Origin of the sequence: Sebaldella termitidis ATCC 33386, from assembly GCF_000024405.1 — a bacterium.
Classification (GTDB): Bacteria; Fusobacteriota; Fusobacteriia; order Fusobacteriales; family Leptotrichiaceae; genus Sebaldella; species Sebaldella termitidis.
This window is the reverse complement of record NC_013517.1, coordinates 2968518-2986437: the sequence shown is the minus strand read 5'-3', so window position 1 is coordinate 2986437 and position 17920 is coordinate 2968518. Positions and strand designations below refer to the sequence as shown.

20 protein-coding genes and 1 riboswitch are annotated in these 17920 nt (G+C 30.7%); of the genes, 19 read left to right on the top strand and 1 reads right to left on the bottom strand.

Annotated features, from left to right (window positions below; all coding sequences use genetic code 11):
• The first annotated feature begins 287 nt into the window (after positions 1-287).
• The 15 genes from STERM_RS13775 (at position 288) to gmhA (ending at position 13780) form a co-directional block, all read left to right on the top strand.
• The gene (locus tag STERM_RS13775; protein WP_012862236.1) at positions 288-470 is read left to right on the top strand and encodes a hypothetical protein; all 183 of its coding nucleotides are present in this window, start codon (positions 288-290) and stop codon (positions 468-470) included.
• A gap of 285 nt (positions 471-755) precedes the next feature.
• Positions 756-1856, top strand: coding sequence for a hypothetical protein (locus STERM_RS13770; protein WP_012862235.1), 1101 nt, complete (start codon positions 756-758; stop codon positions 1854-1856).
• Between the two features lie 934 nt (positions 1857-2790).
• Positions 2791-3171 (top strand): DKNYY domain-containing protein, encoded by a 381-nt coding sequence (locus STERM_RS13765; protein WP_012862234.1) that lies wholly within the window; start codon positions 2791-2793, stop codon positions 3169-3171.
• Positions 3172-3360: 189 nt separating this feature from the next.
• Entirely contained in the window at positions 3361-3765 is a 405-nt protein-coding gene (locus tag STERM_RS13760) for a pyridoxamine 5'-phosphate oxidase family protein (RefSeq protein WP_012862233.1), read from the top strand.
• Between the two features lie 74 nt (positions 3766-3839).
• The gene (locus STERM_RS13755) at positions 3840-4283 is read left to right on the top strand and encodes a hypothetical protein (RefSeq protein WP_012862232.1); all 444 of its coding nucleotides are present in this window, start codon (positions 3840-3842) and stop codon (positions 4281-4283) included.
• A gap of 311 nt (positions 4284-4594) precedes the next feature.
• The gene (locus STERM_RS13750; RefSeq protein WP_012862231.1) at positions 4595-5035 is read left to right on the top strand and encodes a hypothetical protein; all 441 of its coding nucleotides are present in this window, start codon (positions 4595-4597) and stop codon (positions 5033-5035) included.
• 315 nt (positions 5036-5350) lie between these two features.
• Positions 5351-6340 carry a LacI family DNA-binding transcriptional regulator gene (locus tag STERM_RS13745; protein ID WP_012862230.1) on the top strand — a complete coding sequence of 330 codons (990 nt, stop codon included), beginning with the start codon at positions 5351-5353 and terminating at the stop codon, positions 6338-6340.
• 349 nt (positions 6341-6689) lie between these two features.
• The gene (locus STERM_RS13740; RefSeq protein ID WP_012862229.1) at positions 6690-8249 is read left to right on the top strand and encodes a PTS sugar transporter; all 1560 of its coding nucleotides are present in this window, start codon (positions 6690-6692) and stop codon (positions 8247-8249) included.
• Between the two features lie 15 nt (positions 8250-8264).
• Entirely contained in the window at positions 8265-9116 is an 852-nt protein-coding gene (locus STERM_RS13735) for a HisA/HisF-related TIM barrel protein (RefSeq protein WP_012862228.1), read from the top strand.
• Between the two features lie 151 nt (positions 9117-9267).
• A complete protein-coding gene (locus STERM_RS13730) occupies positions 9268-9516 on the top strand; it encodes a TIGR03905 family TSCPD domain-containing protein (protein WP_012862227.1) in 249 nt (82 codons plus the stop codon).
• Positions 9517-9529: 13 nt separating this feature from the next.
• Positions 9530-10333 carry a pyrroline-5-carboxylate reductase gene (gene proC, locus STERM_RS13725; RefSeq protein ID WP_012862226.1) on the top strand — a complete coding sequence of 268 codons (804 nt, stop codon included), beginning with the start codon at positions 9530-9532 and terminating at the stop codon, positions 10331-10333.
• Complete coding sequence (locus STERM_RS13720; protein WP_012862225.1) at positions 10333-11544, top strand: hypothetical protein; 1212 nt, start codon at positions 10333-10335, stop codon at positions 11542-11544. The genes proC and STERM_RS13720 overlap by 1 nt, the downstream gene beginning before the upstream one ends.
• An 80-nt stretch (positions 11545-11624) precedes the next feature.
• On the top strand, positions 11625-12227 hold the full coding sequence (locus STERM_RS13715) for a DUF6320 domain-containing protein (protein ID WP_169305410.1): 603 nt from the start codon (positions 11625-11627) through the stop codon (positions 12225-12227).
• Between the two features lie 74 nt (positions 12228-12301).
• A complete protein-coding gene (locus STERM_RS13710) occupies positions 12302-13183 on the top strand; it encodes a LysR family transcriptional regulator (RefSeq protein WP_012862223.1) in 882 nt (293 codons plus the stop codon).
• A gap of 9 nt (positions 13184-13192) precedes the next feature.
• Positions 13193-13780 (top strand): D-sedoheptulose 7-phosphate isomerase, encoded by a 588-nt coding sequence (gmhA, locus tag STERM_RS13705; RefSeq protein ID WP_012862222.1) that lies wholly within the window; start codon positions 13193-13195, stop codon positions 13778-13780.
• A 92-nt stretch (positions 13781-13872) separates the two neighbouring features.
• Here gmhA and STERM_RS13700 read toward each other — a convergent pair whose 3' ends face one another.
• Positions 13873-15105 (bottom strand): aminopeptidase, encoded by a 1233-nt coding sequence (locus tag STERM_RS13700; RefSeq protein ID WP_012862221.1) that lies wholly within the window; start codon positions 15103-15105, stop codon positions 13873-13875.
• Between the two features lie 284 nt (positions 15106-15389).
• Between STERM_RS13700 and STERM_RS22565 the strand changes: the two genes are divergently transcribed.
• The 4 genes from STERM_RS22565 (at position 15390) to ribD (ending at position 17903) form a co-directional block, all read left to right on the top strand.
• Positions 15390-15602: a DUF1016 N-terminal domain-containing protein gene (locus STERM_RS22565; protein ID WP_256595015.1), complete on the top strand. Its 213-nt coding sequence runs from the start codon at positions 15390-15392 to the stop codon at positions 15600-15602.
• 5 nt (positions 15603-15607) lie between these two features.
• Positions 15608-15802 (top strand): PDDEXK nuclease domain-containing protein, encoded by a 195-nt coding sequence (locus tag STERM_RS22560; protein WP_244407173.1) that lies wholly within the window; start codon positions 15608-15610, stop codon positions 15800-15802.
• 169 nt (positions 15803-15971) lie between these two features.
• Positions 15972-16090: riboswitch (FMN riboswitch) on the top strand.
• Between the two features lie 197 nt (positions 16091-16287).
• Positions 16288-16755, top strand: a complete 468-nt coding sequence (gene ribH, locus STERM_RS13695; RefSeq protein ID WP_012862220.1) for a 6,7-dimethyl-8-ribityllumazine synthase — start codon at positions 16288-16290, stop codon at positions 16753-16755.
• 56 nt (positions 16756-16811) lie between these two features.
• Entirely contained in the window at positions 16812-17903 is a 1092-nt protein-coding gene (gene ribD, locus STERM_RS13690; protein WP_012862219.1) for a bifunctional diaminohydroxyphosphoribosylaminopyrimidine deaminase/5-amino-6-(5-phosphoribosylamino)uracil reductase RibD, read from the top strand.
• Positions 17904-17920 lie beyond the last annotated feature (17 nt).

Sequence of the window (17920 nt, the reverse complement as noted above, 5' to 3'; positions counted from 1 at the left end):
TATAATTCATAATTTATTTTTTTTCAAATAAATTCACAGTATTTTCTTTCATTTTTTTATTACATATTAATATGTATTAAAAGAAATCCTTGTATTTCTATGTCTGAGACTCTTTGATATATCCATGCCGTTAGAATTTTTTATATAGTTTGTTATGTTTTATTTCTGGAGTTTTGACATTTTTTTGAAAAAATAAAATATCTCGAACCTGAGTGATTAAGCTTTTTGACCTTCACAAAGATGCCACGATTATGGTATAAAATAATAATAAAGAATTAGGAGGTATTATGAAAAAAAACATTTTTTTATTATTTTTAATATTCAATATAATAAGTTACTCAGGTTACTATTCAGTGACAGTTACTTCTGAGGAAGCAGGAAAACAACTTGTTCGATTGCTGGAATATAAATATATAATTGATCATATTATTGTTGTCGGAAATTCTGTAGTTATTGTTTATCATAATTAATATAATCCAAACTATATATAATATCATTAGAGTAAGTAATTCAGCAGAGAAAGTGCTGTGACAATATTTTAAGAGCCTCAGAGGGTCTTTTATTTTAAGCTTCTCATAAATTTCATATGCATGTTATAATAGAAAAATTAGGAGGTACATAAGAAGAACTAGATTTGAATAGGAAAATAATTTTATGTATAATGATGAAAATAGAGTAGTGTTAAGACACTATATATTTTAGAGAAAATAAAAAAAACTATTGAGAGGAAGTACAGGGCTATTAAAGGAGTGGATATGAAAATATTTATTATGTTATTAATTTTAAATTTTGCTTATATATCTTGTGGAAATTCAGAAAAAAATATGAAAGGAACAAAAATACAAAAAAATTCTAAAGAAATTATTACATTTAATGATGAAAAAAATCTTCCGTCACAAATTATACCAAATAAAAAAGACTATACAGTGCTTATTTCTAATTACAGTAAAGATTATTCGAAAATAGCAATAAATGATTCATTAGAGAATTTAGAAACAGTGTATACTGCAGATCAAAATGTACAAATTACTGATATTGTATCAAATGAGTATTATGTAGCTTGGTTTGAATTTCATGAAACAACAAAGAAAACGAAAATAAATCAATTAAAAGTATATGATAGAAAAACAAAAGAAATTTCAGTAATTTATACAAATGAAATAAAAATGGAAGAGAAAAACTTTCAATTAAGAAATCTTGGAATAGATAAAACAAAAATATATTATATTGTACCAAATGATCAAGAAAAAAAATCTCAAATCTTATCTTATAATATGGAAGATAAGACAAAAGAAGTTGTCATTGAGTATTTATTTACTAATAAATCTTTTCCATTAAACCAAAGTATTACATATTTTCAAATAAGGGATTCAATATTAACTATATCTTATTTAACAGATAATAATGTAATACTTGAGGCATATGATCTAAAGGCTAAAAAAGTTATTGCAAAAAAAGATTTACCAGATAATGTTCTGTTAGTTTATTCAGCTGATTATGAATCTCAGAAAAATATTTTTGCTTTATATTATAAAAAAAATGACAATACTGATGGAGTAGGAATTATAGGGTTTGATTCTTTTCAAATAAGCATAAAAGAGATTTTCACTCCTAAGCCGACAGCTGTATTATATGATGATAAGATTCATATTATCGGTAATAATATAATTTTTAATTTACAATCAAATGTTTCCGGTTATGTTTCAGATCACTATGAGGCTGTAGTTTATGATTATATAAATGATAAACCAAGCAGTTTTAAAAGATGCTTTTATTTGACTATAGATTCAGACGAATTATTTGGATTATTTTTTAAAGAACAATCAATTAAAGAGATATATTATAAACCACTCTAAAAGTCTTGAAGCAAAAAAGATTATGACTGGATAGGTTACATTAAACTAGGTAGAATAAATAAGTTAGTTTTTAAAAAGCAAATAGTCCAGTTATATCAAAATGGAAAAAATAGTGAAAAATATGAGAATAGTGGTTCTTCCAAAGAAAATAGAAGTAAACTGGATCTTTAGAATATCCAATTGAAAAAGAGAAATTGAGAATAAGGTTTAAAGTACTAAGCAGTTTGATACTTCTAGTAAAGCCTTTATTTTCCTGTCAATTCTTATAAAAATATCAATTATTTCCTATAAAAAATATATATTTTTGAAAAAGATTAAATGTTATTATTGACAATGTGCTAGGAATATAATAAAAATTTTTTATTTTTTGAATATTCTTCAATTAATTTTTGTAGTAGTATTATATTATACTGCTACTTTTTTATTTCCTCTTTTTAAAAAAGAAATACCAAATTCAATGGAACATAACTTTTTTAGAATGGTATAATAGTAAAATAAAAGGAGGCTCTTATAAGAGCAAAAAATTTAATATGTTCAAAAAACTAATTCAATTAAAGCTTTCGTCTTATGTTGATTGTTTTTTTGCTCATTCATTGATAGAGAAACTTTTATACTAAAAAACTTTATTGAATTATGATTACAAGGATTTTTTTAGGAGTTAAAACACATAATATTAAATAATAAAACATAGGTTATAATTCATAATTTAGATTTTTCAAATAAAAGTAGTGAAAATTATAATAAAGCTGTATTCTCTGAGTACAAATAACATTTTTTATTATAAAATGAATATTCGCTCTTGAATCAGTAATATATATAAGGTATAATAATAATACAGAAAAGATATTAAAAATAAGTTATTTCAAATAAGACCAGATATAAATAGTTTTATTAAAAATATTCTATAATAAAAAAATTGTTTGAGGAGATAATAATGAAAAGTAAGTTTTTAATTATTTTAATATTGTTTTCGATCGGTCAGCTAAGTTTTAGCCTGAATTGCAAATATAGAGGATATTTGAAGGAAAATAACAAAGTTTATTATTTTGGAGACACCGGTGTAATCAAAAAAGAAGTTAATGCTGACTATGATACATTTGAAGTGATAGAAGCAGTAAATTACAGTTTATTAGGTAAAGATAAAGATAATGTATACTATAAAGGAGAATTGCTGGAAGGTATAGATGCTAAGACTTTTAAGATAGTAAAAGAGATAAAGCCACCTTTTAAAGTATTTTTAGGATACGGATGTGGTTCTTCGGGATATATCTTAGAGGATAAAGGAAAACAATATGAATTAAGAGAAAGATTTTAGAGTAAGACCATTATTAATGGTCTTGTTTTTAATTTTGGAAAATAAATGAAATTATTATAGCAGGCAGCTAAGATCAATTTTCATTTAATTTATTCATTTAATATCCAAGGTTTTTGCGATTTTATTTTTTATGCTGTTAATTTATGTTATACTTATTTTATAAAAAAATAATGTGAGAAGGAGTAATAAATGGAAAATATAATAAATGTATTGAAAAACAGCCCTGTAATTTTCGCAGCAACAGTTGACGATAAAAACAGACCAAACAACAGGCCGATTGCATTAGCAATGGAAGATAACGGAATTTTATTTTTTAGTACTTCCACAGAAACCAGTCTTTTTAGAGATCTGCAAAAAAATCCTTTTATATCTTTTACAGCCATGATTGACCAGCAATCATGGATACAAATAAACGCTGAGGCAGTCTTTGCAGAAGATATGGCAACTAAAGAAATGATTATTTCAAATAATCAGGTTTTAAAAAAGCGTTTTCAAACAGCAGATAATCGTATTTTAAAAATTTTCAAATTATCAGGAGGAACCGCAAAATTTTATGACCGTTCTGGAAATGCTCCCCGGATTGTAAATTTTTAAAAATGAATTGGTGTTGAAATATATGATTTAACAGAAGAAGCTTGATAATAAAAAAATTATTTCAGGAGGAATTAATGAAAAGAAAGTTGTTAATTTTAGCAAGTATAGTAATATTTTTTCAAGCCGGACTTTCAAATATTAATTTTGAAGTTTGGAATAAATCCAGAGAAGAGTTAGTCAATTCTAATATAACAGCAGAAGAGGCATACGAGAAATTAATAAATGCAGGCAGTATAGGATATGATTTTAATGATGTATATTTAAATGTTATATTAAAGGAAAAAAATTCAGAAGAATTATTAGAAAAAGTATTTGATAATTCCAAAAGTAATGTAGGAAAAGTAGTTTCCCTACAAGGAATGTACAGAGTAAATAATATAAAATATCAAAAGTTGAAGAAAAAACTGCGTGGAAAAGTAAATTTATTTCATGGGTGTTATTATGTAAAAGAAGATGCTAAAAGATATTTAACGGGGATAGAACCGTACTTAGAATCACAGACAAAAATGCAGGACTAAGAACAGTCCTGCTTTTTGTTATAAACTAGTTTTTTTATGTGATGAAAATTAGAGAATAAATTATGAAAGTTAAAAATGAAAAGACGGCAGTAATACACATAAAGCAATTTTTAAAGAGAGAAAAATATGATAAAGAGCTTAGGAAATATTCAAAATAATATAGAAATTAAAATTTACAATTATGAAAATATCTTGTATAATCTACAAAAAGTATTGAAAAAATAAATATATTTTAAAAAATTTTAATAAGCTAGGTGCAGGAAAGCCATACAGGATAGGATTATATATTTATTATAGACAGGAGTTTATAAATGAAGAGATTTTTTATACATGTGATATTAACAATATTTATTGGCGGTGTAATATATGTTTTATTTAGAAGTGATACTCTTCTTATGTTCAGATGGTTTGAATTTTTCAAGCTGGATAAGCTTATCTCTTCATTAAGAGAGTATACTTTTTACTATAGAAAATACATACCGGAGAGTGTACTGTTTTCACTGCCGGACTGCTTATGGGTTTATTCATTTACAATGTTTCTGAGTTTTTATTTAAAAAATATTTTCTTAATTATGATTCCGTGTATAGGAAGTGTTCTTACAGAAATCGGACAGCTTTGGTTCGTTCCGGGAACTTTTGATATTCTGGATATTTTATACATGCTGGCCGCGACAGGAATAGCTTTGTTTTTTATATACAGACACAGAATTTCAGATAAGAAACAGGGCAAATTACTTAATCAGTCTGTATAAAGTATAATAAATTCAGGATTTATCTGTTATTATGATAAAACCTGTTTTTTTATTATTCTCTTTTTCTCCAATCAGCTAAATTAGAATTTCCACTATAAGGATAAATACAATTAGAAATTGAAATAAATATTAAAGTAGTAAAAAATTAAAAAAATATTTTTTTTGATATAAATAGTTAAATATATGCCATTGATTTTACTGTGTAAGATGTTATTAAGTTTTGAAAAAATAATTTTATTTTAATTGATATCGTTGACAATTGAAAAAAATGTGGTAAACTTAGTTTAAGAAAGAAAAAGAATATGGGAGAGTGTGATGACAATAAAAGAACTTGCAAAAATAGCCGGAGTATCTGCAAAAACAGTGTCACGGGTAATTAATAACGAAGAACACGTTACCCCTGAAACAAAGGAAAAAGTACTGAAAACAATAAAAGAGACTAATTATAAACCAAATATATATGCACAAAGTCTCAGAAAAAAAGTACAAAAAAATATTCTGGTTTCCATATTAAAAAATAAAAATTTACCGGTTCCCCAATGGATAGAAATTTTGATAAACGAACTTGTAGAGCGCGGGAATAAAATGGGATATACACTGCTCATGGAAACATATTCAAATGCCGAGGATATAGAAAAAATTTCAATGTTAAATTCTTCAATAGGTTTTCTAGACGGAGTAGTAGTGTTTTATGAAAAGAAAGATGATCCAAGGGTAGCATTGCTGAAAGCAAGCGATGTTCCATATATTATATTTGATAAGGCATATGATGAAAGCAGTTCTTATGTGACAAATGATGATTATGCCGCAATGATGGAGGGAACAGAGTATCTTTTGGCAAGAGGCTGTGATATTGTAGAGCTTCTTCTTGGAAATAAGTCTCCTACTAATCTTGAGCGTGAAAAGGGTGCTATAAAAGCATATGAAAATAAAAATACAGAATTAAAGAAATTAAAGGTAAAGTATGGAATAGCCCATATAAGAGATGCTTATGAATATACAAAAAAAAGAATAAAATCCAAAAATGTTCCAAAAGCTTTCTTTGTTTCAGGAGATGAAAAAGTCCTTGGTGTTTATAAAGCTCTTCAGGAAGAAGGGATAAATGTGCCAGAAGATGTGTCAGTAATGGGTTTTGATAATATACCCACTTCGGAATTTTATCATCCAAGTCTTACAACTATTGAACAGAATTATTTTAAGATGTCAGAAGCTATTTTTGATTATTTTTCAAACATACAGAATACTTTAAAAAAAGAAGAGATAAGAGTAAAAACAAGACTTGTAATAAGAAGCAGCGTAAAATAAGTTACAATTTTGTTTTTTAAATTTTTGACAACGATGTCAAAGGTTTTAAAAATAAAACTGATATTAATTTTAAATGCCGGCAGAATAATGTTTTAACATATTTACTGAGAAGAACTATACATGATGTTAAGACATTTATACTTTATCCTTTTTATCAAAATAGTAAATATAAAAATGATAAGTTTTAGAAAAAAATTAGTTTTATAGTATTTTATATTAGAAAATATATGCAGATAAATTAGTACTCCAAGATAAAAAATATTTTCAGGAAAGGAGAATACGGAAAAATTCTGATAAATTTTTATTATTAATTATGACAACGATATCATAAAATTATGGAGGAAAAGAGATGAAAAGAATAGCTGTGGTAGGAAGCAGCGGAGGAAATTTATATAACCTCGGCGGAAAAGATCCTGAAAAAATGATTGAGGAAATAAAAGTACAGCTGGATTCAGCAGGCATGAATCTGGAGGATGTAGAATTCGTAGGGGCTAAGACTTCTATGGATAATAAAAATGATAATGTTTTAGCTAGTTTATTTTATTTGGAAAACGGTGTTTTATTATCCAGTGAAGAGAAGAAACTTCCTGAAATAAATAAAGACGCATTGGAATATGATAAAAAACTGGCAGAAAAAATAAAAGATGGGATAATTGACGGGTTGATAGTGATGAGCTGTGACCCTGACGGAATAAACAATAGTGCTATTCTGGCTGCAGCTGAAAAAAAGATTCCTATAGTGGGAACAGGCGGAACATCAATGGCAACAATAAGTGCAATGGGCGCTAATGTAATATCGTCTTCTGGAACAACGGGGACGACGAACAGAACAAGGGCAGTAGCAGCTGTAACATCATTAAGTAAATTTTGGAAAATAAAATATTCTCCAGTAATAGGTTCGGGGAAAAGAGACGGAGTAATGGAGGATAAGGGAGTATTTTCCAGAATAAATATAAGAGGCGTAATGATGGCGGCAATTCCCGGATTCATTACAATGGCTTTAGTGCTCGCAGCAAGCAAACTTCCGTTTTTGAAGGGGCTTAGTGAGATATTTGATATTTTAATAAAAGCACTTCCTGTAATTATTGCAGCTTTAGCGGCAAAGCAGGTTTCCGGTCTTGATGAGGTAGGGATAGTTTCCGGTATAGTAGCAGGTGTTTTATCAGTAAACGGCGGAATAATCGGAGGTATGATAGGCGGAATTCTTGCTGGAATATTATGCTTTTATATGATAAAACTGTGCTTTAGTTATAATTTTCCCGCTACGACTGCAAATATAGTAGCAGGAGGAATTTCCGGACTTGCTTCGGGACTGGTAGTTTATTATTTCATAGCTCCGATAGCACTGTGGCTTGGGGACGGTTTAAGAGCGGTTATAGAAATGGCGCTGAATATCAGTCCTGTTTTAGCAGGAGGAATCGCAGGTCTTTTGATCTGGCCGGCAATAATAGGGGGAGTATATCACGCTGCAATACTGCCTATAGTACTGCTAGAAATGGAGAAAACAGGAACAAGCTTCCTTGGAGCGATAGATATGACAGGTCTAGTAATGGTTTCAGCAGGAATAATGCTCGCAAATATAATATTCCCCAGACAAAAAAGTGACAGAGCAATAGCAACGCCGGGACTTTTAATAAATGTCTTTTTTGGGACATTTGTAGAAGCTTCATATCCGTTTATGTTTTCGGATAAGCTTGTAATGGCAGGTGCAATGATTTCCGGATGTCTCGGGGGAATTGTGGTAGGAATGTACGATCTCAGAGGAACAGCTTATGTGCCGTCAATTTTCGCACCGATTATGTCAAATAATGTAGCAGGGTTTGCGATAAGTATGATCATATCAGCAGGATCTGCATTTGTGATAACATCGCTTGCGAATAAAATAGCAGCAAAGAAAAATAATTCATAAAAAGGAGAGATTTAGATGATTTTAGGAGATTCAGAACAAAAAAGAAGAAAGGCACTGAAAAAAGTATTGGATGCAGTAGAAGAACATGGGGGAACAACTATATTAAGCACGGGAATAACAGGAGATGATGCAAGAATAGCAAGAGCAGCAGTGGCTGGAGGTGCGAGACTTCTGGAACCTAATCATCCGGCAGTGGCCTTGGCAAGAGGACATAAAGGTGTAATTACAATGCATGCTGCAGAACAGGTAAGACATGAAATACCGCTTGATGAAATGCTAAAAGTAACACAGGGAGTAAGAAACGTAGTTGGAGAAGATATTTATATAACTGTAGGTGTTCCGGGAGGATTTACCGAAATACTGCCTTTGGAATTAAAGGAAGAAGACTTCTTTAAAATAGCAATGAGTGGTGCAGACGGAGTACACATACATAAATCTACCCTTGAGGATCTCAAGGATGTGGTGAAATATGCACATAAATACGGCTTATTAGTAGATGCATATATAGGACATCCGGATGATCTTCACACTTTTGGAATATCAGCAAGGACACCGGAAGAAGTAGCAGAAGCGGCGAAAGAAATGGAGAAAATCGGAGTGGACATGATAGGATTAATGACAGGAATGAGCTATGAAGGGACTGCTGCAGGAGAAATACATCCTGTAATTAAAGAGAGACTTTCGGCACTGGTATCTTCGGTAAAAGTTCCTACACTTGCAGAGGGCGGAATAAATGATACTAATTATGTAGCATTTAAAGATACAGGGGTAAACATACTGGTAATAGGGACATCAATTGATAATGTGGTATCAGAGGCAGCTACAAATGTAGTAAAGAAATTTTTATCATTAAAAAAACAGGCTTAATGATTCTGTAAAAAACAGGTTTTTGTGTGAATTTAGGAATAACACCGAGTAATGATCTTTCGGTGTTATTTTATATTTTGAATTAATTTGCTTGCACATAAGCGGGTAATAGGTTAAAATTATAAGTAGAAAAAAATAAAATGGAGGAAAAATGTTTACTTATATACCAGAGCAGGTTTGTGCAAAAGAAATGGTTTTAAAAATCGATAATGATATTATAGAAAATGTAGAAATAACAGGAGGATGTCCTGGGAGTGCTGTGGGAATGGCAAGACTTATTGTAGGAATGAATATACATGAAGCATTGAAAAGACTAAAAGGAGTACCTTGCGGTTCAAAGGTTACCTCGTGTCCGGATCAGCTTTCGCTGGCTCTGGAAGCATATTTAAATAAAGACTAAGGAGGAGCATAATATGAAAATAGGATTTATAGGTACCGGAAATATGGGACAGGCTATTCTGGAAGGATTTATTGTTTCTGAAAAAGTAAAAAAAGAAGATATATTTATTTATGATCCAGATCAGTTAAAATTAGATACACTAATAAAGAAATACGGAGTAAGCACAGCAGAAAATGAAAATAAGCTTGCTGAATCTTCAGAACTTATAATACTGGCTGTAAAACCAAATATTTATGATAAAATACTGGAAAAAATAAAATCTAATATAGATGGAAAAAAGAAAATTTTAACAATAGCAGCGGGGTATTCTGTGGATAGAGCAGAAGGAATACTGGGAAATGATAAAAAAATAATCAGAACAATGCCGAATATGCCGGCCCAGATTTTGGAAGGAATGACTGGGGTAGTATTTAATAAGAATATTACTCATGAAGAAAAGGCAGAAATTCTGGAATTGCTTACAGGCTTTGGCGGTGCAGAGGAAATAGATGAAAAGCTTATGCATGTATTTACCTCTATAAGCGGTTCAATCCCTGCAGTAGTAGATATCTTTATTGAGGCGCTTGCTGACGGAGCAGTACTAAACGGTATGCCGAGAGATAAAGCATACAGAATACTTTCGGAAGCAGTGGCAGGTTCTGCACACATGATAGGAAAAACAAAAAAACATCCGGGCCTTTTGAAAGATGAAGTCTGCTCCCCTGGCGGAACAACAATAGAAGCAGTAGCTGCACTTGAAAAAGGCGGCTTTAGAGCGGCACTGATAGAAGCTGTAAATAAATGTACCGAAAAATCTGTAAAATTAAGTGAAAAATAATGAAAAAATGGTATAAATTAGATGCTTTCGCCAAGACTTATTCATCTATTATCAGCGAAGGACGATCTACATGTTTCCGTTTGTCGGCTGTTTTAAAAGAAAATGTAGAAAAAACAGTACTAATCAAAGCAGCAGATAATCTGCTTGAGAAATATGATTTTTTTAATGTTGAACTGAAAAAGGGAGTATTTTGGAATTATCTCCAGCAAAAAAATAAAAAATTTTCTGTTTCAAGAGAGATGACATATCCATGTACATATGTAAAGAAAGAGACACCTCTGAGAATATTGTATTATAAGAAAAAAATATCAATAGAAATAGCTCACTTTCTGACTGATGGTATGGGAGCAGTTGATTTTTTGAGAGATCTTTTGAGAGAATATCTTATTTTGAAGTATAATTTGCCGGTAGAAAAGGATGAAGCCAAAAAACCGGAATATGAGAATCTTTATGAGAAATATATGAAAAAAGTAAGTAAAGAAGTAACTATAAAAAAAGCCTTTCATTTCCCTTACAAAGTTTTGGAAAAAGGCTATTACTATGTTACTACAGGTGAAATGTCACTTGATGAAATAAGAGCTACAGCCAAAGAATACGGTACCAGTACGGGAAAATTCTTATTAAGTGTATATTTTAAAGTCATACTGGACACTTTTAATGCATCAAAAGAAAGTATTGTTATAGGAGTGCCGGTAGACCTGAGAAAAATATTTGACAATGAAACAACCAGAAATTTCTTCATCAATATAACACCCAGCATTGATCCCACATTAGGTGATTATACTCTAGAGGAAATAATAAAATATGTAAATACTTATTTTGAGATAAAAATAAATAAAAAAGAATTTTACAAAAGTATTTATAAGGCTATGAAGCCCAGCAGAAATAAGCTTATAGGCGTGGTGCCATACTTTGTAAAGCGTTTATTTCTTCCGTTTATATTTGATTATTACGGGGAAAGAGGCTATACTTCAGGCTTTTCAAACTTGGGTGATTTTAAAATAGACGATGAGATGGTAAAATATATAGAAAAAATTGAATTTATACCGCCGCCGAGCAAAAGATGCAAGGCTAAAATCGGAATGATAGGGTATAATGGAAAAGTATATCTGACTTTTGGAAATCTGAGCTCGAATAATGAGCTCGAAAAAAATTATTTCAGATATTTAAGAAAATTAGGGATAAAATCTAAAATTATCAGCAATTATTAGGAGAAAAGATGTATTGTGTAAAATGTGGTGTTGAATTAGAAAGGGGCAGAAAAGAGTGTCCATTATGCAAGACTAAAGTAATGTATGAGGAATTAACTCAGGAGCCGGAAGAAGAATATCCCGAGGTAAAAATAAATCTGTACAAAATGAATAAAAAGAAAATAAAAAGCAGGTTATATTTTATAATGCTTACACTATCAGTTATCTCTATTCTTGAGGTATTGCTTGGAAATATTGCAATTAACGGAAGACTGACTTGGGGATATTTTGTTATTCCTTCGCTGATTCTTACAAATATTGCAGTTTTTATAGCTACTGACGGGTGGAATCTGAAAAAAAATCTTTTATTGCTTAGTACCAGTCTTACAGTGTTTCTTTTGATTCTTGACCTGTATGATGAAAAACTGACTTGGTCTGTAAAGATAGGAATACCTATAGTAATAAGTTTTTTTATACTGGGTCTTATTTTTTCCAAAATAAAAAAACATAAGAAATCAAAAATAAAGGTTTTTAATTATTTTTTGATACTGATAGGGATATTTATTATATCCATTGAAATTATCATAAGCGGAAAAATTTCGTGGTCACTGCTTGCATCGATACCTCTAATAGTATTTGGTTTAATGTTTAAACATTTTTATGAAGAGTACGATGAAGAATTAGAAAAAAGAATGCATTTATAAAAAATAACTTACTGGACAAATACTTAAAAGTGATATATAATTAAATATAATTTGTAAATGATTAGGAGAGTGTTATGGATATACACCATTTAAAAATATTCTTTGAGGCGTGTAATGAAAAAAGCTTCACAAAAGCCGCCAAAAAGCTTTATATAAGTCAGTCGGCTGTTTCCATACAGATAAAAAAACTGGAACATACTTTGGGATTGCAGCTTATAGAGAGGAATTCAAAAAACTTTAAGCTGACTTTTGCTGGAAAAGAATTATTTAAAATGTCACAGGATGTATTTGAAAGAATTTCAAGAATGGAAAATGAAATGAAGAAAATTCTTCAGTATAAAAAGGGAAAAATATCAATTGGTGCAACACATAATATTGGTGAGCCGATACTGCCGAGAATTATGATAGAATTCAGAAAAAAATTTCCGGAAATAGAATTTGATTTATACATAAAGAACAAGGAATCACTGGTAAAGCATCTGAAGGAAGGAACAGTAGATATTGCTCTTATGGAAGAGTATTTCATAGAAGATAAGGAAATAAAGGTTATAGAAACTGATGAATATCCTTTTGTAGTGGTAACTTCCGTAGATGTAGAGTCTTATGAAGACTTGAAAGAAGTACCTCTTTTGAAAAGAGATACACTTTTGACAACTAAATATCTTGATTTTTTTGAAAAAATAATAGGATTTAACCTTGAAAAGAGAATAGCAGTAAACGGGAGTATAGAAACTATGAAAAACCTTCTAAAACAAGGGCTAGGTTTTGCGATACTGCCTTATTACAGTGTTTATGAAGAAGTAGAAAAAGGAATTTTAAAAACAATTCACAGCTTTGAAAAATCAGAGGACAGATTTCAGATAGTTTTAATCAGGGAAAATGAAGATAAAGAAGGAATAAGTAAATTTGTGGAATTTTTGAAAAACTATGAAATAATGAGTGATATAAAAAAATAGGAGGAAAATATGGATCAAATTTTAAAGCAATCATTTTTAGAAGAGTATGAAGTACTTGGAGCATTTATTAAGGATGAGAAAAATTTTGAAACAATAGGGAAAATAGCTACAGAATTGGCAGATGCTTATAAAAACGGGAAAAAATCATTAATTGCAGGAAACGGCGGAAGTAACTGTGATGCTATGCACTTTGCTGAAGAATTCACTGGAAGATTTAGAAAAGAAAGACCCGCATTACCGTCAATAAGCATTTCTGATTCTTCACATATAACTTGTGTAGGAAACGATTATGGATTTGATGCAATATTTTCTAAAGGAGTAGAAGCGTTCGGACAGGAAGGAGACTTCTTTTTAGGACTTTCGACTTCGGGAAATTCAAAGAATATAATTGAAGCAGTAAAAGTGGCAAAAGAAAAAGGACTAAAGACAGTTGCACTTCTTGGAAAAGACGGCGGACAGCTGAAAGGAATGTGCGATTACGAGTTCATAATAAATGCAAAAACATCAGACAGAGTTCAGGAAGTACATATGATGATTTTACATATTATTATTGAAGGAGTAGAAAGAGTTTTATTCCCAGAGAATTATATGGACTAATATAGATTGATTCAAACTGTGCCAAAGTGAAAGTTTTAGCACAGTTTTTTTATAAAAAAGCAGTATTGCGCGATTGTAATACTGCTATTTTTTTAAATATCCCATTCACCGTTTTTGAAAATAGAAATTTTTTCACCGGATTCTGTTTCTCCGATAATGGAAAGCTTATCATTTCCTACCATAAAATCCACATGGATGATACTATCATTAACACCGGCTTTTTCCCGCTCTTCTTTTGTCATGTTTTCGCCATTTTTTATACAGTTTGGATAGGCACTTCCAAGAGCAAAGTGACAGCTTGCATTTTCATCATAAAGAGTATTGTAAAAAATAAGGCCGGTTTTATAAATAGGTGAAGAAACAGGAACAATAGCTACTTCTCCCAGATATCTTGAAGCCTCATCGGAGCTCAGAAGATTTTCGAGTGTAGCATATCCTTTTTCAGCCTCAAAGCTTACTATTTTTCCATTTTCAAAATAGAACTTGAAATTATCAATAATATTACCGTTATACTCTAAAGGCATTGTACTGCTCAAAACACCATTTACACCATATTTATAAGGCATACAGAAAACTTCTTCCGTAGGAATATTAGCTGCAAAGACGAGCCCTTTAGTAGTATGTTCACAGCCGCCCTGCCAAATATGATTTTTTGGCAGATCTACAGTAAGATCAGTATTTTCACCTTTATAGTAAAGCTTTGCAAATTGCTTTTCATTCAGATATATTTTAAATTTTTCAAGTTTTTCGAAATGATCTTTCCATGCCTGTATTGGATCGGCAGTATTAATTCTATTTATTTCAAAAATAGAATCCCAGAGCTTGGAAACAGCTTCAGAATCTTTTTCATCTTTATAGACACTTTTCGCCCACGGAATACTCGGAACAGAAACTACACACCAGTTACTGCTGCCGTTCATAACATAATCTTTATATTCTTTGAAAGTATTTGATTTCGTAATAGTGTCTCTTTTTATTTTATCAGGATCAACGTCTTTCAGCAATTCAGGGTCAGAAACAAATACAGACAATACAGCAGCACCATTTTTTACAAGCTCTGTGTACCCTTCAGCCATCCACTTCGGAAATGTGTCAAAGACACTATCCGGAGCATTATTATATCGTATCAGAGATAATTCATCATCATACCATCTGTAATAAATTTCCTTAGCTCCAAGTGAATATGCTTCTTTTACTATTAATCTTATAAATTCTACTGCAGAAACAGGAGCAGTAATAATAAAATCCTGGTCTTTTTGTATATTAAGTCCTATTTTGGTGATTAATTTTGCATAATCATCCAGTTTTTGTTCAAAAGTCTTCATGTTATATTCCTTTCTTAGTACAAATTATATTAATATAGTACCATAGAAAAAGTAAAATGAGAATAAGCGATATTATTCTTAAAGCAGAAATTAAGTATACTATAGTAAATGAAAAATTATACAATACTAATAATTAAATAAAAAATTTAAAAGGGGATTATATGCGGCTAGGAAATCAGAAATTTTATAAAGAAGTAGTTGAGTTATTAAATAATGCAAGAAATAAAGTCAAAAGAACTGTAGATAGCATAATGACTTATACTTATTATGAAGTAGGCTGAAGAATAGTAGAAGAAAAACAGAAAGGAGAAAAACATGCAGAATATGGAAAACAGCTTGTGGAAAATATATCCAAAATATTGACAAAAGAATTTGGTAAGGGATTGTCTTTCACAAATTTAACACAAATGAGAAAGTTTTACATAATATATTCAAAAAGATCAATTCTTCAGACACTGTCTGAAGAATTAGAAAAGAATATTAGGATAACAGATTAATAGATTTGAAAATAGGAGAATTAAAACATCAGGATCTGGGGCAAATGCAGATGTATGTCAATTATTATGACAGAAAAATAAAAAATGAAGATGAAAATAAAATAATAGGAATAATTTTGTGTAAGGACAAAAGTGAGACAATCGTGGAGATGACACTTCCTGAAGAAAATACACAGATATTTGCAAGTAAGTCCAAGTAAGGAAGAATTGAAAAAAGTTATGGAGGATTAGAAAAATTTTATCCTCCAGTTTTATTCCGTAAAACTGATATTTTATATAAATTAATTATCTTTCTGCTGGATTTAAAAAAGCAATGAGAAAATATTTGACATAATAAGAAAAATATTATATTATAAACTTAGAAAAACAAATAAACTTCAGGGCAGGGTTAAATTCCCGACCGGTGGTAAAGTCCACGAGCTTATATTTAAGCATGAACTGGTGTAATTCCAGTACCGACAGTAAAGTCTGGATGAAAGAAGTAAGTAAATAAAATATATCGCTTTTTTGATATATACGCTCTGGATTTGATTTATGATCCGGATTTTTTTATTTATAATAATAGTGCTTCGGCTTATTTATATCTAAAATATGGTGAAAATAAAATGAGATAAGCTGCCAATAAGACTATTAAAATCCAAACTGTTGCTTATGTTTTTCAAAAAACTATCAGGAGGAATAGAAAATGAAAAAACTAGAAGGAATGTTTAGTGGAAAAGGTTTGAGAGTGGGAATTGTAGCAGGAAGATTTAATGAATTTATAACTTCCAAATTGCTGGAAGGAGCAGTGGATGGTCTGACAAGACATGAAACAAATTTGGAAAATATAGAAACAGCATGGGTTCCGGGAGCTTTTGAGATACCATTGATAGCTAAAAAAATGGCAAACTCAAAAAAATATGATGTAGTAATAACACTTGGAGCTGTAATAAAAGGTTCTACACCACATTTTGATTATGTGAGTGCTGAAGTTTCCAAAGGTGTGGCTCATGTAGCTTTGGACAGTGAAATTCCGGTTATTTTCGGAGTACTTACTACAAATAATATAGAAGAAGCTATAGAAAGAGCCGGGACGAAAGCAGGAAATAAAGGTTTTGAAGCAGCAATGTCAGCAATAGAAATGGTAAATTTAATAAAGCAGATTGAAAACTAATACTTTGACAATAAATATAAACAGCTGTATTGAGTTAAAGTATTGAAAGGAAACATATGGATAAAAAATATATGGAAATGGCTTTGGAGATTGCTGAAAAAGGATTAGGACATGTGAATCCCAACCCTTTAGTAGGGGCTGTAGTTGTAAAAGACGGTACAGTGGTAGGAAAGGGCTATCATGGAGTATACGGCGGGCCTCATGCAGAGGTTTATGCACTGGATGAAGCAGGAAAAAGTGCAGAGGGAGCGGATATATATGTAACTCTGGAGCCTTGCTCCCATTATGGGAAAACACCGCCATGTGCAAAAAAAATAATTGAATCCGGAATAAAAAGATGCTTTGTGGGTTCGATAGATCCCAATCCTCTTGTTTCAGGCAAGGGAATAGAAATGCTGAAAGAGAATGATATAGAAGTACATACTGGTGTATTAAAAGAAGAGTGTGACAATATTAATAAAGCTTTCTTCAAATATATAAAAGAAAAAATACCTTATTTATTTTTAAAATGTGCTATAACGCTGGATGGCAAAATAGCATCAAGAAATGGTGATTCCAAGTGGATAAGCAATGAGACCGCAAGGGAAAAAGTGCAGTTTTACAGAAATAAATTTATGGGAATAATGGTAGGAATAGGAACAGTATTAAATGATAATCCAAGATTAACCGCAAGAATAGAAAACGGTGTCAATCCGCTGAGAATCATAGTAGATCCGCACTTAAAGGTAAATACAGAGCTTAATATAATATCTAATAATTATGATAAAAAAACTATAATTATAACTTCGGAAAATAATACAGGGACAGCCAAATATTCAGAATTGGAAAATGAATTTGGCATAAAATTCATAACGCTGCCGGATTATGAATTTTCTGTTTCAGATATTCTGAGAGAACTTGGGAGAGCCAAGATAGATTCTGTTTTGCTTGAAGGTGGAGAAAAAATGATTTCAAAGGCTTTTAGCGAGAAATTGATAGATGGCGGCGAGATATTTATTTCTGATAAAATTCTCGGAGACAGCAGCGGAAAAAGTTTTATAAGCGGTTTTTCAACTGAGAAGATCAGTGATTCGATAATACTCAGAAACATAAAATATAATTTATACGGAAATAATATAGGAGTGGAATTTGAATTGCAGGAAGTATAGCAGAAAGGAGCTGATAT